Source organism: Roseateles sp. Mitsp63, assembly GCF_059491535.1.
Genome location: NZ_CP168509.1, coordinates 865,183 through 890,915 on the forward strand (window position 1 = coordinate 865,183; position 25,733 = coordinate 890,915).

The 25,733-nt window shown below is 68.4% G+C and carries 22 protein-coding genes; 8 read left to right on the forward strand and 14 right to left on the reverse strand.

Annotated features, from left to right (window positions below; translation table 11 throughout):
- Positions 1 to 30: 30 nt before the first annotated feature.
- The gene (locus tag ACEN96_RS03675) at positions 31 to 1,158 is read right to left on the reverse strand and encodes a hypothetical protein (RefSeq protein ID WP_495586697.1); all 1,128 of its coding nucleotides are present in this window, start codon (positions 1,156 to 1,158) and stop codon (positions 31 to 33) included.
- A gap of 360 nt (positions 1,159 to 1,518) precedes the next feature.
- Between ACEN96_RS03675 and ACEN96_RS03680 the strand changes: the two genes are divergently transcribed.
- From ACEN96_RS03680 to ACEN96_RS03695, 4 genes are all read left to right on the forward strand, one after another.
- Positions 1,519 to 2,709: an ROK family transcriptional regulator gene (locus ACEN96_RS03680; protein WP_495586698.1), complete on the forward strand. Its 1,191-nt coding sequence runs from the start codon at positions 1,519 to 1,521 to the stop codon at positions 2,707 to 2,709.
- Between the two features lie 131 nt (positions 2,710 to 2,840).
- On the forward strand, positions 2,841 to 3,785 hold the full coding sequence (locus ACEN96_RS03685; protein WP_495586699.1) for a carbohydrate kinase family protein: 945 nt from the start codon (positions 2,841 to 2,843) through the stop codon (positions 3,783 to 3,785).
- A 25-nt stretch (positions 3,786 to 3,810) separates the two neighbouring features.
- Positions 3,811 to 5,040, forward strand: a complete 1,230-nt coding sequence (locus ACEN96_RS03690; RefSeq protein ID WP_495586700.1) for an MFS transporter — start codon at positions 3,811 to 3,813, stop codon at positions 5,038 to 5,040.
- An 83-nt stretch (positions 5,041 to 5,123) separates the two neighbouring features.
- Positions 5,124 to 7,820 (forward strand): TonB-dependent receptor, encoded by a 2,697-nt coding sequence (locus ACEN96_RS03695; RefSeq protein ID WP_495586701.1) that lies wholly within the window; start codon positions 5,124 to 5,126, stop codon positions 7,818 to 7,820.
- 50 nt (positions 7,821 to 7,870) lie between these two features.
- Here the strand turns inward: ACEN96_RS03695 and ACEN96_RS03700 are convergent, their stop codons facing one another.
- The 9 genes from ACEN96_RS03700 to ACEN96_RS03740 form a co-directional block, all read right to left on the reverse strand.
- On the reverse strand, positions 7,871 to 10,288 hold the full coding sequence (locus ACEN96_RS03700; protein WP_495586702.1) for a putative bifunctional diguanylate cyclase/phosphodiesterase: 2,418 nt from the start codon (positions 10,286 to 10,288) through the stop codon (positions 7,871 to 7,873).
- Between the two features lie 7 nt (positions 10,289 to 10,295).
- Positions 10,296 to 10,973, reverse strand: coding sequence for a methylamine utilization protein (locus ACEN96_RS03705; RefSeq protein WP_495586703.1), 678 nt, complete (start codon positions 10,971 to 10,973; stop codon positions 10,296 to 10,298).
- Positions 10,974 to 11,000: 27 nt separating this feature from the next.
- Positions 11,001 to 12,068 (reverse strand): DNA polymerase III subunit delta, encoded by a 1,068-nt coding sequence (gene holA, locus ACEN96_RS03710; RefSeq protein WP_495586704.1) that lies wholly within the window; start codon positions 12,066 to 12,068, stop codon positions 11,001 to 11,003.
- A gap of 49 nt (positions 12,069 to 12,117) precedes the next feature.
- Complete coding sequence (locus ACEN96_RS03715) at positions 12,118 to 12,627, reverse strand: LPS-assembly lipoprotein LptE (RefSeq protein WP_495586705.1); 510 nt, start codon at positions 12,625 to 12,627, stop codon at positions 12,118 to 12,120.
- Positions 12,628 to 12,631: 4 nt separating this feature from the next.
- Entirely contained in the window at positions 12,632 to 15,268 is a 2,637-nt protein-coding gene (gene leuS, locus ACEN96_RS03720; protein ID WP_495586706.1) for a leucine--tRNA ligase, read from the reverse strand.
- A gap of 89 nt (positions 15,269 to 15,357) precedes the next feature.
- A complete protein-coding gene (locus ACEN96_RS03725; RefSeq protein WP_495586707.1) occupies positions 15,358 to 15,804 on the reverse strand; it encodes an ExbD/TolR family protein in 447 nt (148 codons plus the stop codon).
- Between the two features lie 33 nt (positions 15,805 to 15,837).
- Positions 15,838 to 16,482 (reverse strand): MotA/TolQ/ExbB proton channel family protein, encoded by a 645-nt coding sequence (locus ACEN96_RS03730; RefSeq protein WP_495586708.1) that lies wholly within the window; start codon positions 16,480 to 16,482, stop codon positions 15,838 to 15,840.
- Between the two features lie 40 nt (positions 16,483 to 16,522).
- Entirely contained in the window at positions 16,523 to 17,329 is an 807-nt protein-coding gene (dapB, locus tag ACEN96_RS03735; RefSeq protein ID WP_495586709.1) for a 4-hydroxy-tetrahydrodipicolinate reductase, read from the reverse strand.
- On the reverse strand, positions 17,326 to 17,919 hold the full coding sequence (locus ACEN96_RS03740; RefSeq protein ID WP_495586710.1) for an outer membrane protein assembly factor BamE: 594 nt from the start codon (positions 17,917 to 17,919) through the stop codon (positions 17,326 to 17,328). The genes dapB and ACEN96_RS03740 overlap by 4 nt, the downstream gene beginning before the upstream one ends.
- A gap of 83 nt (positions 17,920 to 18,002) precedes the next feature.
- Between ACEN96_RS03740 and fur the strand changes: the two genes are divergently transcribed.
- Entirely contained in the window at positions 18,003 to 18,434 is a 432-nt protein-coding gene (gene fur, locus ACEN96_RS03745; protein WP_495586711.1) for a ferric iron uptake transcriptional regulator, read from the forward strand.
- Between the two features lie 66 nt (positions 18,435 to 18,500).
- Here the strand turns inward: fur and hprK are convergent, their stop codons facing one another.
- From hprK to hpf, 3 genes are all read right to left on the reverse strand, one after another.
- Positions 18,501 to 19,463 carry an HPr(Ser) kinase/phosphatase gene (gene hprK / locus ACEN96_RS03750; RefSeq protein ID WP_495586712.1) on the reverse strand — a complete coding sequence of 321 codons (963 nt, stop codon included), beginning with the start codon at positions 19,461 to 19,463 and terminating at the stop codon, positions 18,501 to 18,503.
- A 49-nt stretch (positions 19,464 to 19,512) separates the two neighbouring features.
- Positions 19,513 to 19,983, reverse strand: a complete 471-nt coding sequence (ptsN, locus tag ACEN96_RS03755) for a PTS IIA-like nitrogen regulatory protein PtsN (protein ID WP_343638115.1) — start codon at positions 19,981 to 19,983, stop codon at positions 19,513 to 19,515.
- Between the two features lie 287 nt (positions 19,984 to 20,270).
- The gene (gene hpf / locus ACEN96_RS03760; protein ID WP_495586713.1) at positions 20,271 to 20,612 is read right to left on the reverse strand and encodes a ribosome hibernation-promoting factor, HPF/YfiA family; all 342 of its coding nucleotides are present in this window, start codon (positions 20,610 to 20,612) and stop codon (positions 20,271 to 20,273) included.
- 718 nt (positions 20,613 to 21,330) lie between these two features.
- Between hpf and corA the strand changes: the two genes are divergently transcribed.
- Positions 21,331 to 22,320, forward strand: coding sequence for a magnesium/cobalt transporter CorA (corA, locus tag ACEN96_RS03765; RefSeq protein WP_495586714.1), 990 nt, complete (start codon positions 21,331 to 21,333; stop codon positions 22,318 to 22,320).
- A 570-nt stretch (positions 22,321 to 22,890) separates the two neighbouring features.
- Here the strand turns inward: corA and ACEN96_RS03770 are convergent.
- Entirely contained in the window at positions 22,891 to 23,514 is a 624-nt protein-coding gene (locus tag ACEN96_RS03770) for a glutathione peroxidase (protein ID WP_495586715.1), read from the reverse strand.
- 120 nt (positions 23,515 to 23,634) lie between these two features.
- Here ACEN96_RS03770 and ACEN96_RS03775 point away from each other — a divergent pair, with 120 nt between their 5' ends.
- Both ACEN96_RS03775 and ACEN96_RS03780 read left to right on the forward strand, forming a co-directional pair.
- On the forward strand, positions 23,635 to 24,516 hold the full coding sequence (locus ACEN96_RS03775) for a ferritin family protein (RefSeq protein ID WP_495586716.1): 882 nt from the start codon (positions 23,635 to 23,637) through the stop codon (positions 24,514 to 24,516).
- 149 nt (positions 24,517 to 24,665) lie between these two features.
- Positions 24,666 to 25,730, forward strand: coding sequence for a LacI family DNA-binding transcriptional regulator (locus ACEN96_RS03780; RefSeq protein ID WP_495586717.1), 1,065 nt, complete (start codon positions 24,666 to 24,668; stop codon positions 25,728 to 25,730).
- The last annotated feature ends 3 nt before the right edge of the window (positions 25,731 to 25,733 follow it).

Here is a 25,733-nt window from a genome sequence, read left to right on the forward strand (position 1 = left end):
CGCGCTTGAACGCGGCGCGCCGTCAGGCGTTCACTGCCACGACATGTTCTTCGACCACTTGATGCCCGAGCTCGGGCATTTCCCGCTGTTGTTGGGGTAGCTGCTGTTGATGACCTGCTTGACCACGCTGACGCTGCTCATCGCCGGGTCCTTCTTGTAGATGTCCAGCGCCATGTTGGCGCGCCAGCAGTTGCCCGGGTCGTCGCCCAGGCTCGAGGACTTCAGCCAGCGGATGTACTGGTCGGTCAGGTAGGTCGCGAAGCAGGTCTCGGCGCTCAGGCTGCCGCAGTTGCCGGCCGATTTCACCGCGCTGAAGGCCGAGATGCTGCCGATTGAGCCGGTGTTCACCTGCACCTGGAAGGCCAGACCCACCAGGTTGTAGCGGTCGAAGCGGGTGAAGCCCAGCCCCTTGAGCGCGTTCAGGACCGGGACGAGCTTGTCCTGGTCGATGTGCGCGTAATGGCTCATCACGTACTGGTCCTGCTGGTTGTCGAAGGCCGACTGCAGCGCCTGGCAGATCTTCGTCAGCGCGGCCCGCTTGGTCTTGTCGGAGCGGCTCCTCGACGGATAGGGATCGAGCGCCGAGTCGTCCGCCTGGAAGTTGCCCGACGACACGCCGGTCACCTGCACGCCCCAGGCCCGCATGTCGGCGTTGGTGGCGTTGCTCTTGCCCAGCACGTAGGGCGCGAAGGCCTTCTTGAAGTAGTCGGGGAAGTCGCCGACCGTGGTCACGCCGACCGGGCCGAAGGTGTCGCCGCGGTAGTCCGAGATGTCTTGCGAGGCTTCGTAGTCCACCTCGCAATAGCGCCAGGGGCCGGGGTCCTGGTAGTTGGTGGTGCCGTTCTCCGGATAGGCGTCCATGCTGAGCACGGCCTGCCATTGCGCCACGGTGAGCTTGCGGTCCTTGTCGAAGACCGCGCCATGGACGCGCGCGTCGCCGACGCCGATCACGCCCGCCGCCGCGGCTGGCTGCGTCGCGGTGACGAGGGGCTCGCCGGTGGCCGTCTGCGTATGCGTGTACAGCCAGCCGTCCTGCACGTAGGCGCTGGCCTTGCCGCCGCCGTGGTGGCCGGCCGCGTGGGCCAGCGGGGAGATCCCGAGCAGCGCGAGTGCCGCGCAGAGCCCGAGACGACGAAGACCAGGTCGAGGAATTTGCATGGGGGTGCCTCCACTGAAGTCATGTGGCCGGAGCCACGGGGTCGTAGCCTGCGAGCCCGGGACTGCTTGCTGAGCGCTCGCCGGCGCCGAATGTAGGAGAAGCTTCCCGCGCTCGTCAATATTTAAAACCAGTGGATGTATTGAAATGTTGCGTTCCGGGCGGACGCTACACTGGCCGCCCCGGTGATCCGGGCCCGTGCGCCCCAATCCCGCGCGACCCGCGCGACCCGCGTATAACGCGCCGTGAAACACCGGTGACCCGCCCGCCATCGCGGGGAAACGAACGTCGACATCAGCCGCATGAGAACGATTGGCCGAGGAGCCACCCAACAGTCCAGTGCCCCGTACAACCGCCGCGTTGTGCTGGATTTCATCCGCCAGCAGGGCGCCGCCTCGCGCAAGGACATCGCGGACATGGTGTCGCTGAGCCCGCAGACGGTCGCCAACATCACCAACGAGCTGGAGGAGATCGGGCTGATCGTGTCGCGGCGCCAGAAGGTGGACAAGTCGCGCGGCCAGCCGCCGATCGCCTTCGAGTTGAACCCGCAGGCGGGGCACTCGATCGGCATCAGCCTGGAGCCGGGACGGGCGTCGGCCGCGCTGGTCAACCTGGTCGGCGAGATCCAGCACCGCTGCGAGGTGGACATCGACACGCGCGACCGCCAGCAGATGCTGGCGACGCTGCTGCAGCTGATCGCGCGGCTGCGGCGCGAGTCGACCGACCGGCTGTGGGGCATCGGCGTCGCGCTGCCCGGGCCGCTGGGGCACACGGAGATCAGCTTCGTCGGCCCCACCGCGCTCGAGGGCCTGAACGACCTCTCGGTGCTCGAGGAACTGGGCGAGGCCACCGGCCTGCCGCTGTTCCACCGCATCGACAGCGTGGCCGGGGCGCTGGGCGAGACGCTGTTCGGCGTCGCGCGCCAGCTCGACGATTTCTTCTATCTGCACCTGGGCATGGGCCTGGGCGGCGCGCTGGTCACCGGGCGCAGCGCCTATCCCGGCGCCAATGGCAACGCGACGGAGATCGGCCACGTGCCCATCGTGCCGGGCGGCCGGCCCTGCTATTGCGGCAACCGCGGCTGCCTGGAGCGCTACGTGTCCATGCACTCGCTGGCCGAGGCGCTCGGCGTCACCGACCACGACGTGTGGATGCTGGATCTGGGCGAGCGCCTGAAGGACCCCGCCGACGCGGCGCTGCGCGCCTGGTGCCGCGAGGCCGCCGACCGCCTGCGCGACGCCGTCGCGATGATCGAGAACATGCTGGATCCGAGCGCCATCGTCATCGGCGGCTCCGCGCCCAAGGTGCTGGTGGAGCATCTGGTGACCCTGGCGCAGCCGTGGCACCGCTCGGTGCGCGGCGGCGTGGCCGATCCGGCGTCGCGGCTGCTGCTGTCGGACCGGCAGGACGACTCGTCGCTGCTGGGCGCCGCCGTGCTGCCCATGTACGAGATGCTGTCGCCGCGGCTGGAGGTGCTGCATCAGGACCGCCGCACGGCGCCCGATGCCGCCGAGCTGCTGGGCAACAAGCCGCTGCCCAGACGGCTCGGATAGCGGGCCGGAAAGCCGGGGAAGGGGATCCGGCACGGGCCTGGGATTGGGGAAAATGCCGGTAGGGTAAATACTTCAATCCATTGGATTTAATTATTGACGGGCGGTTTGGTGGGCTCCTATAGTCGGCGCCCATGGAAACGGAACGCCCTGTCATTTCTCCGCTGAACATCGTCGGCGACGCCGGCGTGGATCTGGTGCTCGGCTCGCTGGACGGCTGGCCCACGATCGGCACCGAACTGCTGATGCCGCGCAGCGAGCTGCGCGCCGGCGGCTCGGGCGCCAACTCGGCGCTGGCGGCCCGGCACATCGGTCAGCGCGCCCACCTGATCTCGGCGGTGGGGAACGACCAGCTCGGCCAGTGGCTCGCCGAGCAGTTCACCGGCCTGCGGACCAGCCTCGAGATCTGCGATCGCGAGACCACGATGTCCGTCGGCCTGATGCACGCCTGCGGCGATCGCAACTTCTTCACCACGCAAGGCCATCTGCAGCAGCTGTCGGCGGCACATGTGCTGAAGCAGCTGCCACCGACCGGCACGCCCGCCATCGCGCTGTTCACCGCGCCCTTCCTGCTGACCGAGCTGCGCGCCGGCTACGAGGCGCTGCTGGCCGAGGCCGCGGCCCGCGGCTATCGCGTCGCGCTGGACACCGGCTGGCCGCCCGAGGGCTGGCTGCCCGGCACGCTTGGCGAGGTGCGCCGCTGGCTGCGGCACTGCGACCACCTGCTGATCAACGACCTCGAGGCCCGCAGCATCGCCGGCACCGAGGACCTGGAGGCGGCGCTGTCGCGCATCGCCGCGGCGCTCAAGCCGGGCGCGAGCCTGGTCGTCAAGACCGGCGCGCGCGGCGCGCTGGGACTGGAGTCGGGCCGGCGCGTCGAGCATGCGATCGAGCCGGTGGACATCTTCGACACCATCGGCGCCGGCGACGCGTTCAACGCCGGCTATCTGTCGGCGCGCCTGCGCGAGGCCAGCCTGGCCGAGGCGCTGGCCGCCGGCTGCCGCACCGCGGCGGCCATCCTGGCGCGCTTCCCGCGCAAGACCATCCGCGCCGGCGAGTTCGCCGGCTGCGTCGCCTGACCCCCTCCGCATCGAAGGCAAGGCCATGAAGCATCGCGCATTGATCGTCGGCTACATCCTGCTGATCTGGTTCGTGATCTCCTTCGTCACCAACCTGATCGGGCCCCTGATGCCGGTCATCATCCAGGACTTCAAGCTCAGCCTGGCGATGGCGGGATTCCTGCCGTTCTCGTTCTTCCTGGCCTATGGGCTGGTCTCGATCCCCGGCGGCCTGCTGGTGGAGGCGCGAGGCTCGCGAACCACCATCCTGGCGGCCTTCGCGCTGAACTTCATCGGCTCGCTGGCGATCGCGCTGGTGCCCAGCTACGCGACGGCCATCGGCGGGCTGTTCGTCATCGGGCTGGGCATGGCGCTGCTGCAGGTGGTGATCAACCCGCTGATGCGCACCGCCGGCGGCGAAGCGCACTTCGCGTTCTTCTCGGTGATGGGGCAGCTGGTGTTCGGACTCGCGTCCTTCCTCAGCCCCTTGGGCTTCAAGCTGCTGATGGAACGCCCCGATGCCGGCGCCGGCCTGGCGTGGGTGCCGTTCTACTGGATCTTCGCGCTGGCCTTCCTCCTGCTGATCGTGGCGAACCAGACGCTGCCGCTGCCCGAGGTCGAGCTCAAGGACGACGAGCGCGCCGGCGGCTGGGCCGCCTACAAGGAGCTGCTGGCCCGCCGCGACGTGAAGCTGTTCTTCCTGGGCATCATGGCCTACGTCGGCACCGAGCAGACGCTGGCGAACTGGATGTCGCAGTTCCTTGCCACCTACCACCATGTCTCCGCGACGCAGGAGGGCGCCGACGCCGTCGGCCGCTTCTGGGGCTTGATGTCGCTGGGCTGCCTGCTGGGCCTGGGCCTGCTCAAGCTGCTCGATTCGCGCGCCGTGCTGGCCGGCTTCACGGTGCTGGCGATCGGCTGCGTCGCGCTGGCGCTGTTCGGGCCGGCCGCGGTGTCGCTGTGGGCCTTCCCGCTGTCGGGCTTCTTCCTGTCGGTGATGTTCTCGGTGGTGTTCTCGCTGGGCCTGAACTCGGTCCCGCGGCATCACGGCGCGTTCTCCGGCGTGCTGTGCACCGGCATCCTCGGCGGCGCGGTCGTGCCGCTGATCGTGGGCGTGCTCGGCGACGCGGTGGGCCTGCGCGCCGCGATGGGCAGTGTGTTCCTGACCCTGCTCTACATCCTGGCCATCAGCGGATGGGCGCGGCCCCTCGTGCGCAACGAGACCGTCTCGCTCGCCCGGTTGATCGCCCAGCTCAGACCCCGGCCGGAGGCCTGAGCCCCGCTCTCTCGCGTGCCACGGCCCGGACGGGCCGGGACGCCTGTCGCCCCTACAGATCGATGAACCAGGAGAAGAGGACGATGAGAAGCATCCGACAAGCGGCCCCGCGAGCCGCCTTCACCCGCACCGTGACCGCGGCGGCGGCCGCCCTGCTGGCCTGCGCCGGCGCGTCCGCGCAGGATCAGGCCGGGGAGCCGGCGGCGGCCAGGGAGCCGGCCAAGGACTCCGCCAAGGAAGCCGCCAAGGACAAGGACGCGCTGCCCACCGTGATGATCAACGCGACGCGCGTGAGCTCCAGCCTGCTGAAGACGCCGGTGGCCGTCACCGCGATCACGCAGGAGGCGCTGAGCCGCGAAGGCATCCACGACGTGCGCGGCCTGTCGGGCACGGTGCCCAACCTGCAGATCTCGTCGGGCGCGGACTCGGGCGTGCAGATCAGCATCCGCGGCATCGGCTCGTCCAACTTCACCGAGATCGGCGATCCCGCCGTCGGCCTGCACGTGGGCGGGCTGTACTCGCCGCGGCCGCAGGGCGCGCTGGCGCTGATGTTCGACCTCGAGCAGGTGGAAGTGCTGCGCGGGCCGCAGGGCACGCTGTTCGGCCGCAACTCGACCGGCGGCAGCATCAACATCCTGCCGGCCAAGCCGGAGTTCGGCGCCACCTACGGCACGGCCGAATTCGATGTCGGCAACTACAACAAGCGCCAGCTCAACCTGGTGCAGAACTTCGCGGTGAACGACAGCCTGGCGCTGCGCGCGACGGTCAGCAAGATCCGGCGCGACGGCTGGATCAATCAGCAGCAGGACTTCAGCGAGGTCAACCTGCCCGACCACGGCTACGTGCCGGACGGCGTTCCCGATGTCGACCAGCGCCGCAACGCCAAGGTCTCGCGCAGCCGCTACTACTACAACCGCGACGAATGGGCGGCGCGCATCGCGGGGCGGCTCAAGCTGAGCCGCGATGTCGAGTGGCTGCTGGCCTACGAGCACTTCAAGAACAACGGCGCCGGCGACATCGCGATGAAGGACTGCGACATGGCGGCCGGCACGGCGTTCGCGTGCCAGGGCGGGAAGTGGGACGTGAAGGTCAACGTGCCGGGCAAGACCGACATGTCCATCGGCACGCTGCGCTCGAACCTGACCTGGAACCTGGGCCCCAACAGCAGCCTGGAGTACGGCGTCGCGATCGCGGACCAGCGGCGTTCGCAGCAGTCCGACGACGATGCCGGCTACCAGCCGATCGCCAGCCAGGTCACGGTGCATCAGCCCATCGGACCGGACGGCGACTGGGGCACCTGGCCGATCAAGGACGAGACCTCGATGACGCTGGGCTCGAAGTACAAGTCGCAGGTGCATGAGCTGCAGTACAAGCGCCATGGCGACGAGGTGCAGCTGGTGACCGGCCTGTTCTGGATGCACGAGAAGAACGCGATCGACTACGCGCAGGAGCAGCTGGTCACCGCGCCCTTCGGCTTCCCGACCAGCCAGTTCTATCACCAGCCCGACCGGCAGATCGATGCGAAGGCGGTCTTCGCGCAGGCGGACTGGAAGTTCGCCCCGACCTGGACGGCGACGATCGGTGGCCGCTACAGCGTCGACAAGAAGGCCGACAAGGGCGGCCAGGTCTTCGGCGGCTGGGATGGCTCGACGCCGGCCTACTACAACGGCCTCTACGATCCGGGCACGCCGGGACAGCCGGGTTTCCGCGCCCACAACGGCCGGGACCTGACGGAGCAGATGGGTCCCTTCGCGGGACCGGCCGCCTACGGCCTTTGGGGCGCGCCGGCGGGCAACGACCACTCGCAGACCTGGAAGAAGTTCACCTACCGCCTGGGCCTGTCCAAGCAGCTGACGCCGCTGGACATGGTCTACGCCTCGCTGTCGAGCGGCTACAAGGCGGGCGGCTTCGGCGACAAGGATGACGCCTGCGGCGGCAAGGAATGCGTGGACGGCCCGGCGGGTCCGCACTACACCTTCTTCCCGTACAAGCCGGAGACGGTCACCAACTTCGAGCTGGGCTACAAGGGCCTGATGCTGAACAAGCGCATGAGCGTGTCGGCGACCGTGTTCTTCAGCCGCTACAAGGACATGCAGGTCACCGGTGACTTCTTCGCGGCGAAGGTCAAGCACGAAGGCCCCTGCCCGGACGACAACCCGACCTGCGACATCATCACCAAGTGGCAGACGGTGAACGTCGGCGTGGTGGACATCCCGGGCGTGGAGCTGGAGCTCGACTACAAGCCGTGGACCGGCGCGCGGGTGGGGGCGTTCTTCAGCTACATCGACAGCAAGGTGAAGAACTACCCGTCCTACAGCGACACCTGGAACTGCGGCGTGCGCCAGGACGTGGGCGCGCCGGCCTGTCCCGATCCCTACAGCGGCCCGATCCGCGAGTTCGCTGGCCGCCAGATCTACGACATCACCGGCAACCACCTGCCGATGTCACCGAAGTTCACCTTCGGCGTGAATGTCGCGCAGACCTTCCAGCTTGGCGACGGCTGGGAGCTGACGCCATGGGTCAACGTGAAGTGGCAGGACAAGATGTACTTCACGTTGCGCAACCTGGACAACGCGCACATCTCCGATGGGCAGAAGGCCTTCGCCAAGGTCGACGCGAGCCTGAAGCTGGTGTCGCCGAAGAACTGGCGCGCCGAGCTCTACGTGCTGAATGCGACGAACAAGATGACGCGGAACTCGGCGCAGGACGGCGGCGGCTTCGTGCGCGGGTACTGGAACGATCCGCGGACGTATGGAATCCGGGTGGGGATCGACTACTGAGCGCGGACTGGCGTCAAGCCAGCTGCGCGCGGGTCCGAGGCCTCAGGGCCTCACAACCCCGCCAGGATCGTGCTCGCCCGCGCGTCGCCGAGGTCCGGCGGCTGCCAGTCGCGCAGCCATTGCGCGAACTGCTCCGCCGGCATCGGCCGCGACAGGATGTAGCCCTGCCCCTGATCGCAGCCCAGCGTCTGCAGCAGCGTCCACTGCTTGTCCGTCTCCAGACCCTCCGCCACCACCGACAGCCCCAGGTTGTGCGCCAGCTCGATCGTCGAGCGCACGATCTTCGCGTCGTCGATGTCGCGCTCCATGTTCATCACGAAGCTGCGATCGATCTTCAGCTCGTCCACCGACAGCTGCTTCAGATACGCCAGCGACGAATAGCCCGTCCCGAAGTCGTCGATCGACAGCTTGAAGCCCAGCGCGTGCAGCTGCTCCAGCGTCTGCAGCGCGCGCTGCGGGTCGTCCATGATCGCGGACTCGGTGATCTCCAGGCACAGCGACGGCGGCGGCACGCCCGCCACCAGGTCCGCGACCTTGATCGGCAGGTCCTGGTCCATCAGGTCGCGCGTCGACAGATTGACGCTGATCGGCACCGCCAGCCCGTCCTTCTGCAGCTCCATCCACGCCACCGACGACGCATGCAGCACCCACGCCGTGATCTGCCGGATGAAGCCGGTCTGCTCGGCGAAGGGGATGAAGGCCATCGGCGGCACCAGCCCGCGCACCGGATGCTGCCAGCGCACCAGCGCCTCCGCGCCCGAGATCCGCTGCCCGTGCAGATCCACCTTGGGCTGCAGGTACAGCCGCAGTTCCCCCGCGTCGATCGCATGCCGCAGCTCGCTCAGCAGCGACAGCGACTCCTGGCTCAGCGCGTCCATGCTCGGCGCGTACACCTCGCACCCGCTCTGGCCGCGCTTGGCCGCATGCATCGCGAGTTCGGCCCGCGCCAGCAGCAGCATCGGGTCGCGCCCGTGCTGCGGGTACAGCGCCACGCCCATTCCCGCCGACAGGTCCACCGTCTGATCGTCGATGCTCAGCGCGCGTTCGAAGTCGCGCTGGATGCGCTTGCAGATCGCCTCGGCCCGCGTCGCGCCGGCGCCCTCGATCAGCAGCAGGAACTCGTCGCCGCCGACCCGGGCGATCATACGCACCTCGTCCTTGAGCAGGTGCTGCAGCCGGTCCGCCACCGCGCGCAGCAGCCGGTCGCCGAAGGCCCGTCCCAGCACGTCGTTGACATGCTTGAAGCGGTCCAGGTTCAGCATCAGCAGCGAGAAGCGCACCTCGCTCTCCGCCATCCGCCGCGCCAGCGCCTGGTGGAACTGCTCACGGTTGGGAAGGTCCGTGAGCGGGTCCCAGAACGCGAGCCGGTGCACCTCCTCCTCGCGCGAACGGATGCCCTGGCGCATCGCCTCGAAGGCCTCGGCCAGATCGCCGATCTCGTCGCTCGAGGGTCTGGTCACCGGCCGCGCGTAGTCGCCTTGGCCCAGGCGGTGCGCCTCGCTCGCCAGCGCCTTCACCGGGCCGCTGATGCGCCGCGCGGTCAGCACCGCGCCAACGGCGAACAGCAGCACGCCCGCGCCGCTCATGCCCAGCAACATCCACTGCAGGCGCCGGTACGGCGCCAGCGCCTCGTCCACCGAGCGCAGCAGCAGCACCGCCACGGCCCGGTCGGTATCGCCGCCATGCGCCAGCGGCTGAAGGCGGGCCTGGAACTGCTCGCTCTCCAGTTCCAGGTGGAAGGTCTGCGCGGCGTTGCGCTCGGCCGCCCCCAGCGCCGGCAGCGCCTGGACGGCGCGAGCCGTCGCCGCCGGATCCAGCACCGTGGCCAGCACCTGCCACTGCCCCGACGAGGACTGCGCCAGCAGCACGGCCTCGATGCGCACGATGCGCTTGAGTTCCCGCAGCTGGTCGCCCTTCATTTCGAAGCCGGTGAAGATCCAGCCGCCCAGGCCCGCCGCCCGCATCCGCGCGACCACGACCTGGTACGCCTTGCCATCGAGCAGCAGCAGCTGGCTCTGCGTGCGGCCCTGCTGCTGGCGCGTCACGCCGCGCAGCAGCGGCGCCACCTTCGCCGCGACCTCGCCGGTGGCCGTCACCAGCTTGAAGGTGTCGTCCGCGTAGCCGATGAAGGAGGCATCGCCCCGGGCGCTGAGGTTGGTGAAGACCTCCTGCATCATGGCCCGCAGTTCCTCGCCCTGGATGCCCTCGGCGACCAGCTGGCGCAGGCCGTAGTCCGATTGCAGCAGGTCGGCCACCAGGCCGCGCTGCTCGTTGTCCTCGTCGATCAGCTGGGCCAGGATGCGTTCGCCGGCTTCCAGCTCCTCGGCCACCGAGGCCCGCGCGTTGCGGTCCATGCCCTGGTTGATCAGCGTCAGGTTCAGCACCTGGACCACCAGCAGCAGGGCCAGGAACAGCGCGACGATGCGCCCCTCCAGCCGCCGCAGGTTGAGGAAGTCCGGCCAGCGCATCGGCGGTTCAGTCCCTGAGTTCGACCTTGAGCACGCCCGGCGCGCCCGTGCCCACCATGAGCGGCTGCGCCGTCGGCGCCGCGTTGCCCAGCCGCGCCGCCCACAGGCGCAGGCGGTGGCTGCCCGGCGGCAGGTCCAGCCGGACCTCGCCGCTGGCGTCGGTGATGCCGAACAGCGGCGTGTCGACCACGACGATGTGCGCGCTCATGCGGTCGTGGATGTTGCAGCCCAGCTGCGCCACGCCGGCCTTGTCGAAGACCACCGGCTCGGCCGGGGTGCCGGAGTACAGCTTCAACTCGAACTTCTTCGTCGGCGAGAACGAATAGACGTGATGCCGCACGGTGTCGAAGTTGGGGAAGGTCACCACCGTGCCGGTCTGGATGGCCAGCAACTGCGGCTGGAACTGCCGGTCGCGCTGGCCCATGACGGCGGTCGCGCCGCTCGCCGGCGGGGCAGGCTGCCCCTTGAGTTCGACAGCGGCCACCGCGCCCGGCACGGGCGCGCCATTGGCGTCGACGACCCGGAGCGTCCAGTCCGCCGCGCGTGCCTCGAAAGGGCTCAGCGCGGCCATGGCCGCGAGCGTGGCGGCCAGCAGCGAGCGTGTGTCGAGGACGAGGGCCGCGAGGCGGTTGCCGGGCCGGCCGGCAAAGGGGGCAAGAGGGGCAATGACGCGGAGCAGACTCATCGGCAACGCCAGGTGGACGGCAAGGCGTCAACCATAGCGGTTTTTCTGGGCCGGCGGACGCAGGGCTTGCTCCAGCATGAGGGCCAATCTCCCCAGCGCCTCCCACGGATCGGTGGGCCAGTCAGGATGGCGCAAACCCTTGACGATGCCGTCACACACCTGGGCCGCCACGACCAGCCGCGTCAGCGCCGCGCCTGACAGCTGGGGCACGATGCGCTCGAACAGCCGCTCCTTCGGACCCCAGATGCGCGATTCGCGCAGGGCCATCGGCAGCGGCTTGCCCGCCGCCACCGCGTCATGGACGCGCTTGAGGCCGCGGATGTCCTCGGCCATGGTCCAGTGGACCAGCACCGCGGCCTCGCCCTCGGCCTTCAGGCCGTCGAGCATCCGCAGCACCCGGGCCACCTTGCCGCTCAGCAGCGCCTCGCTGAGCTTGAACACGTCGAAGCGCGCCACGTCCAGGACGGCCGCCTCGATCTGCGCCAGGCCCAGCTCGCCCGGCGGGTGGAGGAGCGCCAGCTTCTGCAGCTCCTGGTGGGCAGCGAGCAGGTTGCCCTCGACGCGGTCGGCGAAGAACTCCAGCGCCTGCTGGCCTTCCGGTCCAGCCGCCACCGGCTGGCCCTGCTGCTGCAGCCGGCGCGCGATCCAGGCCGGCAGTTCGCGCCGCTCGACCGGGTCCACCTTCACCGACACGCCAGCCGCGTCCAGCGCGGTGAACCAGGCGCTGCCGAGCTGCGTCTTGTCCAGCCGCGGCAGCGTCACCAGCGTCAGCACGTCGGGCGGCAGGCCCTGGACGTAGCGCTGCAGCGCCTCCGAGCCCTCCTTGCCCGGCTTGCCGCCAGGGATGCGGATCTCGATCAGCTGCTTGTCCGCGAACAGGCTCATCGCCTGCGACGCCGCGATCACCGGCGCCCAGTCGAAGTAGGCGCCGCTGACGATGAAGACCTGGCGCTCGCTGTAGCCCTGTCTTCGGGCCTCGGCGCGCAGCACGTCGGCCGCCTCCTGCGCGAGCAGCGGCTCGTCGCCATGCACGACGTAGACCGGCTTGAGGCCCTTGGACAGGTGGCCCGCCAGGGCCTCGGCTTTGATCTGCATCGTGGGGATGGAACGGGCGGCAGGAACGGAAAGACGCGGTGTCCGCGGATCAGGCCGGCAGATGCACCGCCGCCAGGCGGCGCAGCAGCAGGCCGACGGCCTCCACCTGCATCGCCTTCTGCAGCGAGGCCTCTTCCTGTTCCTTCGCCAGCGCCGCGCTTTCGCTGTAGTTCATGTCGCGGGTCAGGCGCAACTCGGTGCGCGGCAGCAGGATCTCCCCGCCCGCCGTGCGCAGCGAGTAGTCCAGCGACAGTCTCAGTTGCCATTCCGTGATCTGCCCCGCGGCGGTCGTCGCCACCGAGGTCTTGTCGCGTGTCTCGCGCTCGATCTCGATGATGACGTCGGCGCGGTTCGGGTCTTCGACCAGGCGCACCGTGCTGCGCTGCACCTGGCGGCGCAGCTCCTGCGCCAGCGGCGAATGCGGGACGAAGCCCTTCAGCGCCAGCGTCTTGAAGTGATAGACCGGCTCCTTGCGCAGCTCGAAGCCGCAGCCCGACAGCAGGGCCGTGGCACCGAGCGCGCCGAGCGCACCGAACGAGAGCAGATCGCGGCGCTTCATGGCGTCAGACCACCACGTTGACGAGGCGGCCCGGCACGATGACGACCTTCTTGGGCGCCTTGCCTTCCGCGAACTTCTCGAAGTCCGGGCTGGCCAGCGCGGCCGCCTCGATCACCGCCTTGTCCGCCGAGGCCGGCACCTTGATCGCGCCGCGCAGCTTGCCGTTGACCTGCAGCATCAGCTCGACCTGGTCCTGCACCAGCGCCGATTCGTCGACCTGCGGCCAGGCCGCGTCCAGCAGTTCACCGAGTTCGGCCGCGAAGCCCAGCTCCGTCCACAGCGCGTGCGCGATGTGCGGGCAGGCCGGATAGATCACGCGCAGCAGCACCGAGAAGCCTTCCCGGACGGCGGCCGACTGGCCTTCCGCCTTGAAGCCCTCCAGCGCGTTCAGCAGCTTCATCGCGCCCGAGACCACGGTGTTGTACTGCATGCGCTCGTAGTCGTACGAGACCTGCTTCAGCACCAGGTGCACCTCGCGGCGCAGCGCCTTGCCCTCGTCGTTCAGCGCGGCGAAGCCGGTGCCGCCAGCCTTGATCGCGTCGGCATGTTTCGCGCCGAAGCCCCACACCCGCTTCAGGAAGCGGTGCGCGCCCTCGACGCCGGCGTCGTTCCACTCCAGCGTCTGCTCGGGCGGGGACGCGAACATCACGAACAGGCGCGCCGTGTCGGCGCCGTACTCGTTGATCAGTTCCTGCGGGTCGACGCCGTTGTTCTTGGACTTGGACATCGTGCCGACGCCCTCGTAGTCCACCGGCGAGCCGTCGCTCTTGCGCCTGGCGCCGATGATCTTGCCCGACGCGTCGAACTGGTTCTCCACCTCGTGCGGCCAGAAGTACTCGATGCCGCCCTTCTCGCCGCGGCGCGAGTAGATGTGGTTCAGCACCATGCCCTGGGTCAGCAGCTTGGTGAAGGGTTCATCGATCTTCACCAGCTTCAGGTCCCGCATCACCTTGGTCCAGAAGCGCGCGTACAGCAGGTGCAGGATCGCGTGCTCGATGCCGCCGATGTACTGCTCCATCGGCATCCAGTAGTCGGTGCCGCCGGCGACCATCTGCTCCGGATTGGTCGCGTCGCAATAGCGCATGAAGTACCACGAGCTGTCCACGAAGGTGTCCATCGTGTCCGTTTCGCGCTTGGCCGCGGCGCCGCACTTCGGGCAGCTGCAGTTCAGGAAGTCCGCGCGCTTGTTCAGCGGATTGCCGCTGCCGTCGGGGATGCAGTCCTCCGGCAGCACGACCGGCAGGTCCTTCTCCGGCACCGGCACCGGGCCGCAGCTGTCGCAATGGATGATCGGGATCGGCGTGCCCCAGTAGCGCTGGCGGCTGACGCCCCAGTCGCGCAGGCGCCAGGTGGTCTTCTTCTCGCCCAGGCCCTTGGTGCCGAGCAGCTCGGCCACCTTGTCCACCGCCTGCTTGTGCGTCAGGCCGTCCAGCGCGCCCGAGTTGATGCACGCGCCGCGCTGCTTGTCGCCGTACCACTCGGCCCAGGCCTCGGTCGAGTAGGTCTCGCCCTCGACGCCCACGACCTGCTTGATCGCGATGCCGTACTTCTTGGCGAAGGCGAAGTCGCGTTCGTCATGCGCCGGCACGCCCATCACCGCGCCGTCGCCGTAGCTCATCAGCACGTAGTTGCCGACCCAGACCTCGACCTGCTCGCCGGTCAGCGGGTGCGTCACGAAGAGGCCGGTCGCCAGGCCCTTCTTGTCCTGCGTCGCGAGCTCGGCCTCGGTGGTGCCGCCCTGCTTGCATTCCTCGATGAACGCGGCCAGCGCCGGATTCGTCTGCGCGGCGTGCGTGGCCAGCGGATGCTCCGGCGCGACGGCGCAGAAGGTCACGCCCATGATGGTGTCGGCGCGCGTCGTGAACACGTACAGCAGGCCGCCCTGGATGGGCTGGCCGTCGCCGCCGACGATCGCGTGCGGGAAGGCGAAGCGCACGCCCTCGCTCTTGCCGATCCAGTTCTCCTGCATCAGGCGCACGCGCTCCGGCCAGCCGGCCAGGAAGTTCCTGTCCGACGGATCGGCCACCGCGGCCAGCAGCTCTTCCGCGTAGTCGGTGATCTTGAGGTAGTAGCCGGGGATCTCGCGCTTCTCGACCGTCGCGCCCGAGCGCCAGCCCTTGCCGTCGATGACCTGCTCGTTGGCCAGCACGGTCTGGTCGACCGGGTCCCAGTTCACGACCTGCGTGCGGCGCTCGGCGATGCCGGCTTCCAGCATCTTCAGGAACAGCCACTGGTTCCAGCGGTAGTAGTCCGGCTTGCAGGTGGCGATCTCGCGCGACCAGTCGATCGCCAGGCCCATCGCCTGCATCTGCGACTTCATGTAGGCGATGTTGTCGTAGGTCCACGCGGCCGGCGGCACCTTGTTCTTCATCGCCGCGTTCTCGGCCGGCAGGCCGAAGGCGTCCCAGCCCATCGGCATCAGCACGTTGTAGCCCTTCATGCGCAGCTGACGCGTCAACATGTCGTTGATCGTGTAGTTGCGGACATGGCCCATGTGCAGCTTGCCGCTCGGGTAGGGCAGCATGGAGCAGGCGTAGAACTTCGGCTTGGACGCGTCCTCGACGACGCGGTAGGCGTCGCGGGCGTTCCAGTGATCGCGGGCGGCCTGTTCGACCTCGGAGGGGGCGTATTTCTCGTTCATGGTGGCTCGGGCAACGTAGCCGCCGATTGTAGGAGGCCGCGCGCGGCCGCCCATCCTCCCCGCGAGGGCCGCCCTGCGGGGGTGAACGATCAGCGCTTCGCCGCCGGCGCGGGCTCGGCCGCCTCGCCCGGTTCGGCGACGAACGCGATCCGGTTCAGGCCCGCCTGCTGCGCCCAGCCGATCAGCTGCGCGACCTTGCCGTAAGGCACGGACTGGTCGGCGCTCAACCGCAGTTCGGCGTCGGGCTGGCGGCTGGCCAGCTGCGCCAGGCGCTCGCGCAGCGCCTTCGCGTCGAGCTTGTCCTCGCCCAGCAGGTACTCCCCCTGGGGGGTGACGGCCAGCGCGATGAAGCGCGCGCCCGGCCCGGGCGCCACGGCATCGCTCTTGGGCAGGTCCAGCTTGAGCGCGCTGCCCATCAGCGGCGCCGCGATGATGAAGATCACCAGCAGCACCAGCATGACGTCGATCAGCGGCGTCATGTTGATCTCGCCCATCGGCTTGGGCGCTTCGCGGCGTTCGAGTCGGCCGAACTTCATCGCTTCAGGGGGCGTGGGCGTGTGCAGGGGCACTCAGGCGCCGCCGGCCAGTTCGCGCAGATCGTGCGCGAAGCCCTCGAGTTCGGCCTCGCAGGCGGCGACCCACTTGCCGAACAGGTTGTAGGCCAGCACCGCCGGGATCGCCACGGCCAGGCCGGCCGCGGTCATGATCAGCGCCTCGCCGACCGGGCCGGCGACCTTGTCCAGGCTGAAGTTGCCGGTCGAGGAGATGCTCAGCAGCGCGTGGTAGATGCCCCAGACGGTGCCGAACAGGCCGACGAAGGGCGCGGTCGCGCCGATCGTCGCCAGCACGACCTGGCCCCGGCTCAGGCACGCGAGCACGCCATGCAGCGCGTCGCGCAGGCGGCGCGTCAGCTGCGAGGTCTTCCGCGCCGAGGCGGCCAGCGTGCCGGCGGGGCTGTCCTGCATCGCCGCGTCGATCAGCGGCAGCATCAGCGCGCCGCGGTCGAGCCGTCCCAGTTGCTCGCGTCCCTGGCCGACATCGGCGGCGGCCCAGAACACCGGCAGGCCGCGGCCGAGGTCGGTGCGCGCCCGCGCCAGCGTCCAGCCGCGCCAGAAGATCAGCACCCAGCAGCTCACCGACATCGCCAGCAGCAGCAGGGAAACGAAACGGGCGACCCCGTCGCCCGCTTGCCAGAGGTGGATCAGTTCGGTCATCGCGTCGCGGAAAGGGCGCCGATCGGGGTGGAACGCCGGCTCAGGCGATGCCCAGCACGTCGTTCATGTCGAACAGGCCGGTCGCGCGGCTGCCCAGGAAACGCGCCGCGCGCACGCTGCCCTGAGCGAAGGTGGCGCGGCTCGAGGCCTTGTGGCTGATCTCGATGCGCTCGCCGATGCCCAGGTACATCACGGTGTGGTCGCCGATGACGTCGCCGCCGCGCACGGTGGCGAAGCCGATCGTCGACGGGTCGCGCTCGCCGGTGACGCCCTCGCGGCCGTAGACGGCGCAGGCCTTCAGGTCGCGGCCCAGCGCCTGGGCGACGACCTCGCCCATCTTCAGCGCGGTGCCGCTGGGGGCGTCGACCTTGTGCCGGTGGTGGGCCTCGACGATCTCGATGTCGTAGCCCTGCGCGAGCGCCTTGGACGCCTGCGCCAGCAGCTTCAGCACGACGTTGACGCCAATGCTCATGTTGGGCGCCATCATCACGGCGGCGCGTTGCGCGAGCTCGCCGATCCTGGCCTTCTCGTCGGGGCTGAAGCCGGTGGTGCCGATGACGGTGCGCACGCCCAGTTCGGCGCACAGCGCCAGGTGGGCCATCGTGCCCTCGGGGCGGGTGAAATCGATCAGGACATCGGCCTTGGACAGGCCCGCTTTCACGTCGCTGGTGATCGCCACGCCGGTCGCGCGGCCGAGGAAGGCGCCCGCGTCCTCGCCCAGCGCGGGGCTGCCCTCGCGGACCAGCGCGGCAGTGAGTTCCAGGTCATCGGCGGCCAGCACCGCCTCGATCAGCATCCGGCCCATGCGGCCGGACGCGCCCGTGATCGCGATCCGCAGACGGCTCACCGGCGCGCCTCCAGCGGCGGGTAGTCGCGCACCGCGCCCATCGGCTCCGGCGCGGACGCCGCGGCCGTGCGCACGGGCGGGGGCAGCGCCTTGCGCTCTTCTTCCGTCAGCTCGAGCTTGGGCTCCTTGCCACGCAGCTTCAGCGTGTTGATCGACGCGATGAATTCCTTCTCGGTCGGCAGGTCGTCCGGAGCGTCGATCTTCGTCAGCTTGTCGCCGTCGAAGGTCAGCAGGATGTGACGGTTCTGCGGCGCGGCGCCCTGGCGCCGGATCGTGAACACGTAATCCCAGCGGTTCTCATGGAAGAGGTCGGTCAGCAGCGGGGAGCCGAGCAGGTCCTTGACTTGCGCGCGCGGCATGCCGGGCTTGATCGCGGCGAGCTGTTCCTTGGTGACGACGTTGCCCTGGACGATCTCGACGCGGTAGGGCGTCACCAGGCCCAGCACCTTGTCGCCGCTGACGGACAGCGCATCGAACTTGGGCATCTGCGAGCAACCGCCCAGCGCCAGGAGACCAACAACCAGGCCGGCCATCGCGCCGGCGGACAGCTTCCGGCGGGCAATGGGGGCGATACGGGAATTCAATGACATGGCGCGGATCGGCCTAGGCGCTAGGGCTATGATCCGAGGATTCTAGCGGCACGCACCCACGCTCCCCCGCAGGCGCAAACCCCATGAACCGGTCAGACGAAATCAAGAACAGCGGGCTCAAGGCCACGCTGCCCCGCATCAAGATCCTCGAGATCTTCCAGACCGCCCAGCAGCGGCACATGACCGCGGAGGACGTTTACAAAGCTTTGCTCGATGAGCGGGCGGACATCGGCCTGGCGACGGTCTATCGCGTCCTCACGCAGTTCGAGCAGGCGGGCCTGCTGTCGCGCAATCACTTCGAGTCGGGCAAGGCGGTGTTCGAGCTCAACGAGGGCCATCACCACGATCACCTCGTGTGCCTGACCTGCGGCTTCGTCGAGGAGTTCTACGACCCGCAGATCGAGGAGCGCCAGCACGCGATCGCGCTGGATCGCGGCTTCCAGTTGCAGGAGCACTCCCTCGCGCTGTACGCGAACTGCGTCAAGAAGGACTGCCCGCACAAGCTGGCTCGCTGAAGCGGCGCGATGCCGCAGCGGCAAGGGGCTCCCTCGGAGCCCCTTTTCCATTGAGCCGCCGGCGGCTCAGGACCCGTCGTTGAGGCCCTGCTCGATGGCGCGCTGGTGGCGCTCGACGAATTCGCGATAGGTGTCGATGCCGCGCAGCTGCAGGATGGTGTTGCGCACCGCGGCCTCGACCAGCACCGCCAGGTTGCGGCCCGCGTCCACGGCGATCACGACCTTGCGCACCGGCATGCCCAGCACGTCCTCGTAGAGCGGCTCGTAGGGCAGGCGCTCGAAGTCGCGCTCCATCGTCTCCTTGCGGACCAGGTGCACGATGAGCTTGAGCCGCATCTTCCGGCGCACCGCCGTCTCGCCGAAGATCGCCTTGATGTCCAGCAGGCCGATGCCGCGGACCTCCAGCAGGTTCATCAGCAGCTCGGGGCAGCGGCCCTCGATCGCCGTCTGCGCGATGCGGAAGAAGTCGACCGCGTCGTCCGCCACCAGGCCGTGGCCGCGGCTGATCAACTCCAGGCCCAGTTCGCTCTTGCCGAGCCCGGACTCGCCGGTCAGCAGCACGCCCAGGCCGAGGATGTCCATGAACACGCCATGGCGCGTCGTGCGATTCGCGCAGACATGCGCCAGGTAGGCGCGCACCAGGTCGATGACGTGACCGGCGCTCTCGGCGGTGGTGAACAGCGGAATCTCGGCGCGATCGCACATCGCGACCAGCCGGTCCGGCGGCACCTGGTCGTCCGCGACGATGATCACCGGCGGCTCCAGCGTCACGATGCGCGCGATGCGGCGGTCCAGCACGTCGCCCGAGGCCTGGCTGAGGTAGCCGACCTCTCGCCGGCCCACGATCTGGACGCGGTAAGGATGGATGTAATTCAGATAGCCAACCAGATCGGCGGCCGATTGCGCGTCGCGCAAGGCGGCTTCGTCGAAGCGGCGCTCGGGATGCGCGTGCCCGGCGATCCATTCCCAGCGCAAGGCCTCCCGGTGTTCCTCGAACAGCCGGTCCGCGCTGATGGAAGTGGCTTTCAAGTGGGGCCGGCGATGGAAGTGGAGGGCGCTGGGACGGCGGCCGCTGCGGTCAGGCGACCGACTTCAGCGGCTCCCAGTCGGCGATCAGGCGATGCACCGTGGCGGCTTCGGCCTCGGTCTTGAGGCGCTCGCGGAGTTCGCGGTCCGACAGCATCTCGGCGATCTCGGACAGGATCTCGAGGTGTCTCTGCGTCGCGGCCTCGGGCACCAGCAGGAAGATCAGCAGCGTCACCGGCTCGTCGTCCGGCGCGTCGAAGCCGATGGGCTGCTGCACGCGGAGCACGGCGGCCAGCGGATTCTTCAGGCCCTTGATCCGGCCATGCGGAATGGCGACGCCGTGACCCAGGCCGGTGGAGCCCAGGCGCTCGCGGGCGAACAGGTTGTCCGTCACCGCCGCGCGGGAAATCGAATGGTTGTTCTCGAAGAGCAGCCCGGCGTGCTCGAAGACCCGCTTTTTGCTGGAAGCGTCCACATCGACCAGCACGTTGCTGGCGGGAAGGATGGCGGCGAGACGATTCATCGGGCAATGACCGGTCACGACGGCCGGTTGGCTGGGAAAGCAGCCTGCGCACGGGTGGCGCGCAGATTCGAGGGTTGAGGGACCGGATTATAGGAATCCCGTCGCTGGCAGGGGGTGTGACGGATGCGACGCTCCTGTGAAAACGTCGCCCTTGGTGTTGCATTGCAACAATCCTTGGCAAAAAGGCGGCCCGATGGGCCGCCTTGCGGGCGGAACCCCGGGAAATCCCCGAGGTCCGGAAGGACGTCCCCGCCAGCCGTGGCCGCGGGCGGCGTCCTGGAGGCCGGTCAGCCGGCGCTCAGATCCATCCGCTTCACCGATTCGTGGTGATGGTTCTGCACGCGGTCCTTGTGACGGCAGACCTGGCGGTCCAGCTTGTCCATCAGTTCGTCGACGGCGGCGTAGAGGTCCTCGTGCGAGTGTTCGCAGAAGATTTCGCGTCCCTTCACATGCAGCGTGACTTCAGCGCGTTGACGTCGTTCCTTCTCCTTTTGCTTCTCCACGGTCAGCAGGACGTTGACGTCCACGACCTGGTCAAAGTGGCGGAGCACCCGGCTGAGCTTGTTCAGCACGTATTCGCGCAGAGCCTGTGTCACTTCGAGATGGTGGCCGCTGATGGTCAGGTTCATAAAGCCTCCTTTCACAAGGGCTTGGTCGGAAACAGAGTCGGAGTCGGCGGCGGATGCCGCGGGAAAAGAGCGAGGCTGGATCTGGGTCGGGGGGAATTTCCAGAGGGTCGAAGGGCACGCCGCCGGCTGGACGGCCGGTGGTGTGGAGGAAGCGGATGAAGGAACAGGAATTGCCTGGAAGTGGACGGTCCGCGAGGGACCCGGAAGGCCGCGAGGGCCGATGGCATGCGGGTTCTGAGGCGAAATCGATGAAGAAGACGAGCCCAGTCTGCTCCCGTTCGGCGGGTCCGGCAAGTGATCAAAAGCAAGGTTTGGGGGCGAATATTCCCGCCTTGCGACATGGCGGGGTCCGTGCTGGAATGCTGGATGTTGCGCGGCGGGCCCCTTCACGGGACGGCGTGTTGCCGCCCTCGGAAACGCGATGTGATAATCCCGCGTCCCGATTACTGGAGTCCTCCTTGGACAGCGACCACCCTCTGTGGCCGTCCACTCCAGCGTCAAGCCGCCGCAGCTCCTGAGCGTTCCGCCTCAACGCCTCCAACGCCGCCGCGACGTCTGTCCGGAGTGAGACGGGCCACCTCGATCCCCTGGCGCGCGCCGCAGGCCGGCGCCGCCCGCTCCCCGACAACCTCGCGCCGCGGCGATCCCCAGCGATCCGTCAACGCGCACTCCGGCCTGCGCGTTCGCCTGAGCGCGCCATCGCCGACGAAGGATCCGCATGCTCAATGTGTTCACGCTGGATAACGGCCGCCTCAAGGGCGGCATGGTCCAGGAAGAGATCTCGACCGCCACCGACCTGCGCTCGGTGGCCGGCACCGACCGGCAGCCGGTCTGGGTCGACCTGCAGTCGCCCTCCGCCGAGGAGAAGGACTGGATCCGCGAACGCTTCGGCCTGGTGATCCCCGAGGACATCGTCGACGAGGACCTGGAAGAGTCCGCCCGCTTCTACGAGGAGGACAACGGCGAGCTGCACATCCGCTCCGACTTCCTGATCGATGACATGGACGCGCCGCGCAACGTGCGGGTGGCCTTCATCCTGGTCAACAACGTGCTGTTCTCGGTCCACAACGAGGACCTGCCGGTGTTCCGGCTGCTGCGGCTGCGCGCGCGCCGCATCCCGGCGCTGATCGAGGACGCCAAGGACGTGCTGCTCAAGCTCTACGACGCGGACGCGGAGTACTCGGCCGACGTGCTCGAGGGCATCTACGACAACCTCGAGAAGGTCAGCGCCCGCGTGCTGAAGAAGGACGTCAACGACACCGAGGCCGGCGCGGTGCTGTCCGCGATCGCGCGCGAGGAAGACTTGAACGGCCGCATCCGGCGCAACGTGATGGACACGCGCCGCGCGGTCAGCTTCATGATGCGCAGCCGGATGCTGAACGCGGAGCAGTTCGAGGAATCGCGCCAGATCCTGCGTGACATCGACTCGCTGGATTCGCACACGGCGTTCCTGTTCGACAAGATCAACTTCCTGATGGACGCCACGGTCGGCTTCATCAACATCAACCAGAACAAGATCATCAAGATCTTCTCGGTGGCGAGCGTCGCGCTGCTGCCGCCGACGCTGATCGCCAGCGTCTACGGCATGAACTTCGCGTCCATGCCGGAGCTGCAGTGGAAGTACGGCTATTTCTTCGCGCTGGGGCTGATGGTGGCCTCGGTGGCGGCGCCGTTCATCTATTTCCGGCGCAAGGGCTGGCTCGCCTGAGCGGCCCTGTTCCCCTTCTCCCGATTCCCGCGCCCAAAAGCAAAGGGCTTCCGCGAACGCGGAAGCCCTGGGTAGAAAAGTAGCCTCAAGACGCCCCTGGCCAACGAGGGAGGGAGGGAGGAGGAGGAGAAAGGCCTCGGGATTTCAGCTTCACGAGGAAGCAGGTCTTGCGGCTGAAAGAGATGTCTGCACTGTACCGCCATCGCTCGCAGCACTGGTGGAAACCCCCGAATGCCCTCGAACGCTGCTGCGCCTTACACCCCGTTTAAGCGTCGTCAAAGCGAGCGCTGGTACGGATGGTGGGTGCTGCGGTTTGTTGTCGGCGAAATGTTGATCGAGTCGGTATGGTGCAGCGCATCGACGCCGATGTCACCCCGCCGGGCGACGAAAAAGTGAGCAACTGTCACCGGTGTCCCGGCTAGCCGGGACAGTTTTCAGGCGGATGACGAACCCTCGCGACAGGCGTGCCGATTGCCTCCTCACGCGCCCCGAAGTCAGGTTTTACAAGCGCGCCCAATGGCGTTCAGCCAGGGTTTTTCGAATCGGCCCGTCAGCGGCGTCCGGCGCGGCTCACTGCGGCTGCGCCAGCAGCTTCTCGAGCGCCTGCGTGAACGGCGCGCTGTCAGGGCTGACGCCGGATGCGAAGCTCATGACCTGCTTGCCGTCGCGCGAGATCAGGTACTTGTGGAAGTTCCACTTCGGCGTCTGGCCGGTGCGCTTGGCCAGGTCGGCGAAGAGCGGGTTCAGATCGGCCTTTCCGGCCGCGACGCTGCTCTTGCTGAACATCGGGAACTTCACGTTGAAAGTGTTCTCGCAGAACTCGGCGATTTCCTTGTTGGAGCCGTACTCTTGGTTGCCGAAATCACCGGACGGAAAACCCAGCACCACCAGCCCCTTGTCCGCATAGCGCGCGGAGATGGCCTCGAGCGCCTTGTATTGCGGCGTGTAGCCGCAGAAGGAGGCGGTATTCACTACCAGCACGACCTTGCCGGCGTACTGGCACAGCGCCTGCGGCTTCTCGTCCTGCAGGCGCGGCATCGAGCGGTTGAGCAGATCCGGGCAGGAGGCGGCGGCTGCGCTGGAGGTGGCCTCGGCGGCCGGCGCGGCCTGGGCGCTGGTCGCCGCGAAGGGGGCGATCAGCGCCGCGCCGAGGAAGGCGCCGCGCCGCAGGAAGGATGCGAAGGAACGGTTCATGCCATGTCTCCTGGAATTCATTGAACGCACGATTAAGCCAGATCGCCCCATAGGCTGATGCCGTAAGGGAATGTCATGGTGCGACCGTTAGAATCCTCCGCGCTTAACAGGACGCAGACGATGCTTTATCCCGAACTTTTCAAGCAGCTCGAGGCCGTGCGCTGGAACATGGACACGGATATCCCGTGGGACAAGTTCGACGCGTCCAAGCTGACCGACGATCAGGCGCGCACGATCAAGATGAATGCGATCACCGAGTGGTCCGCGCTGCCCGCCACCGAGATGTTCCTGCGCGACAACAAGGACGACAGCGATTTCTCGGCCTTCATGAGCGTCTGGTTCTTCGAGGAGCAGAAGCACTCGCTGGTGCTGATGGAGTACCTGCGCCGCTTCCGTCCCGACATGGTGCCGACCGAGGCCGAGCTGCACGAGGTGCGCTTCGAGTTCGATCCGGCCCCGGCGCTGGAAACGCTGATGCTGCACTTCTGCGGCGAGATCCGCCTGAACCACTGGTACCGCCGCGCCGCCGAATGGCACACCGAGCCGGTCATCAAGGCGATCTACGAGACCCTGTCGCGCGATGAGGCCCGCCATGGCGGCGCCTATCTGCGCTACATGAAGCGCGCGATGTCCAAGTTCGGCGACGAGGCGAAGGCCGCGTTCGCGAAGGTGGGCGTGCTGATGGCCAGCGCCCGCCGCACCGCGCAGGCGCTGCACCCGACCAACCTGCATGTGAACGCCAAGCTGTTCCCGCGCGACACCATCCAGAGCCGCCTGCCCGATCCGGAATGGCTGGAGCGCTGGCTGGACAAGCAGATCCAGTTCGACAGCGTCTGGGAGAACAAGGTCGTCGAGCGCATCCTGCACAACATGAGCCTGCTGATGGAGCGCAGCTTCGCCAGCGTCCAGGAGCTGAACCGTTTCCGCAAGGAGCTGACGCAGCGCCTGGCCCAGGCGGCGCAGCAGACGCAGGGGGGCGACACTGCCCCGCAGGCGACCTGAGCCCGAGGCGCGCCGGCGCCCCGCCCAACGAAGGCCCGCTCGCGCGGGCCTTCTGCATTTCCGCCGCCCGCCGCCCACCGCCCACCGCCACCGGCCCTCCGGTGTCCGGCTGTCGATATGGCACAGTCGGGCGACTTTCCGGACCGTCCATGCCGCCAAACAAACCCGCCACCATCATCGACGTCGCGCGCGAAGCCGGCGTGTCCATCAAGACGGTCTCCCGGGTGCTGAACCAGGAGCCGGGCGTCCATTCCGAAACGCGCGAGGCGGTGCTCAAGGTCGTCGCCGACCTGAAGTACCGGCCCAAGCAGTCCGCGCGCAGCCTGGCGGGCGGGCGCTCCTTCCTGATCGGCCTGCTGTACTACGACCCGTCCGCCGCCTTCGTCGGCGGCGTGCAGCAGGGCGCGACGCTGCGCTGCCGCGAGGCCGGCTACCACCTCGTCGTCGAGTCGCTCCACAACGACGCGCCGGACCTGCCGTCGCAGGTGGACCGCATGGTGTCGGCGCTGCGGCCCGACGGCATGATCCTCACCCCGCCGCTGTGCGACAACCCGCAGGTGCTGAGCGCGCTGCGAGAGAGCCAGACGCCCTGCGTGCTGATCTCGCCGGCGGCCGACGACCCCGACCATCCCAGCGTGCGCATGGACGACATCCACGCCGCGGAGGAGATCACCAACCTGCTGATCAGCCTGGGGCACACGCGGATCGCGATCATCAAGGGCGCGAAGGACCAGGTCGCGTCCAAGCGCCGCCACCAGGGCTACCTCGCGGCGCTGAAGGCGCACCGGATCGCGCTGGACAAGGACCTGGTGGTGCAGGGCGCGTTCACCTTCGAGAGCGGTGTCGAGGCGGCCTATCAGCTGCTGAGCCGCCGCCAGCGCCCGACGGCGGTCTTCGCCAGCAATGACGAGATGGCGCTGGGCGTGCTGGCCGCGGCGCAGCGGCTGGGCCTGTCGGTGCCCGGCGACCTGTCGATCGCGGGCTTCGACGACACGCCCGCGGCCGCGCGTGTCTGGCCGCCGCTGACGACGGTCCGCCAGCCGATGGACGACATGGCGCGCGCCGCGGTGGACCTGCTCATCGGCGCGCCGCGCGACGCGGCACCGAGCGCCACGTCCCGGCTGCGCCACCGCGTGCTGCCGCATGAACTGGTGGTGCGTGACTCCACCGCCGCGCTGGGCGCGAAGATCTCGCCCCGGATGAAGAAGGCCTGAGGG

Coding starts and splice junctions, on each gene's coding strand:
- ACEN96_RS03695 (WP_495586701.1), top strand. CDS start 5,124: ATGAGAAGCATCCGACAAGCGGCCCCGCGAGCCGCCTTCACCCGCACC.
- ACEN96_RS03700 (WP_495586702.1), bottom strand. CDS start 10,288: ATGCGCTGGCCGGACTTCCTCAACCTGCGGCGGCTGGAGGGGCGCATC.
- ACEN96_RS03775 (WP_495586716.1), top strand. CDS start 23,635: ATGCTTTATCCCGAACTTTTCAAGCAGCTCGAGGCCGTGCGCTGGAAC.
- ACEN96_RS03675 (WP_495586697.1), bottom strand. CDS start 1,158: ATGCAAATTCCTCGACCTGGTCTTCGTCGTCTCGGGCTCTGCGCGGCA.
- ACEN96_RS03690 (WP_495586700.1), top strand. CDS start 3,811: ATGAAGCATCGCGCATTGATCGTCGGCTACATCCTGCTGATCTGGTTC.
- ACEN96_RS03725 (WP_495586707.1), bottom strand. CDS start 15,804: ATGAAGTTCGGCCGACTCGAACGCCGCGAAGCGCCCAAGCCGATGGGC.
- hpf (WP_495586713.1), bottom strand. CDS start 20,612: ATGAACCTGACCATCAGCGGCCACCATCTCGAAGTGACACAGGCTCTG.
- ptsN (WP_343638115.1), bottom strand. CDS start 19,983: ATGAATCGTCTCGCCGCCATCCTTCCCGCCAGCAACGTGCTGGTCGAT.
- ACEN96_RS03705 (WP_495586703.1), bottom strand. CDS start 10,973: ATGAGTCTGCTCCGCGTCATTGCCCCTCTTGCCCCCTTTGCCGGCCGG.
- ACEN96_RS03685 (WP_495586699.1), top strand. CDS start 2,841: ATGGAAACGGAACGCCCTGTCATTTCTCCGCTGAACATCGTCGGCGAC.
- ACEN96_RS03770 (WP_495586715.1), bottom strand. CDS start 23,514: ATGAACCGTTCCTTCGCATCCTTCCTGCGGCGCGGCGCCTTCCTCGGC.
- corA (WP_495586714.1), top strand. CDS start 21,331: ATGCTCAATGTGTTCACGCTGGATAACGGCCGCCTCAAGGGCGGCATG.
- ACEN96_RS03740 (WP_495586710.1), bottom strand. CDS start 17,919: ATGTCATTGAATTCCCGTATCGCCCCCATTGCCCGCCGGAAGCTGTCC.
- fur (WP_495586711.1), top strand. CDS start 18,003: ATGAACCGGTCAGACGAAATCAAGAACAGCGGGCTCAAGGCCACGCTG.
- ACEN96_RS03715 (WP_495586705.1), bottom strand. CDS start 12,627: ATGAAGCGCCGCGATCTGCTCTCGTTCGGTGCGCTCGGCGCGCTCGGT.
- holA (WP_495586704.1), bottom strand. CDS start 12,068: ATGCAGATCAAAGCCGAGGCCCTGGCGGGCCACCTGTCCAAGGGCCTC.
- leuS (WP_495586706.1), bottom strand. CDS start 15,268: ATGAACGAGAAATACGCCCCCTCCGAGGTCGAACAGGCCGCCCGCGAT.
- ACEN96_RS03780 (WP_495586717.1), top strand. CDS start 24,666: ATGCCGCCAAACAAACCCGCCACCATCATCGACGTCGCGCGCGAAGCC.
- ACEN96_RS03730 (WP_495586708.1), bottom strand. CDS start 16,482: ATGACCGAACTGATCCACCTCTGGCAAGCGGGCGACGGGGTCGCCCGT.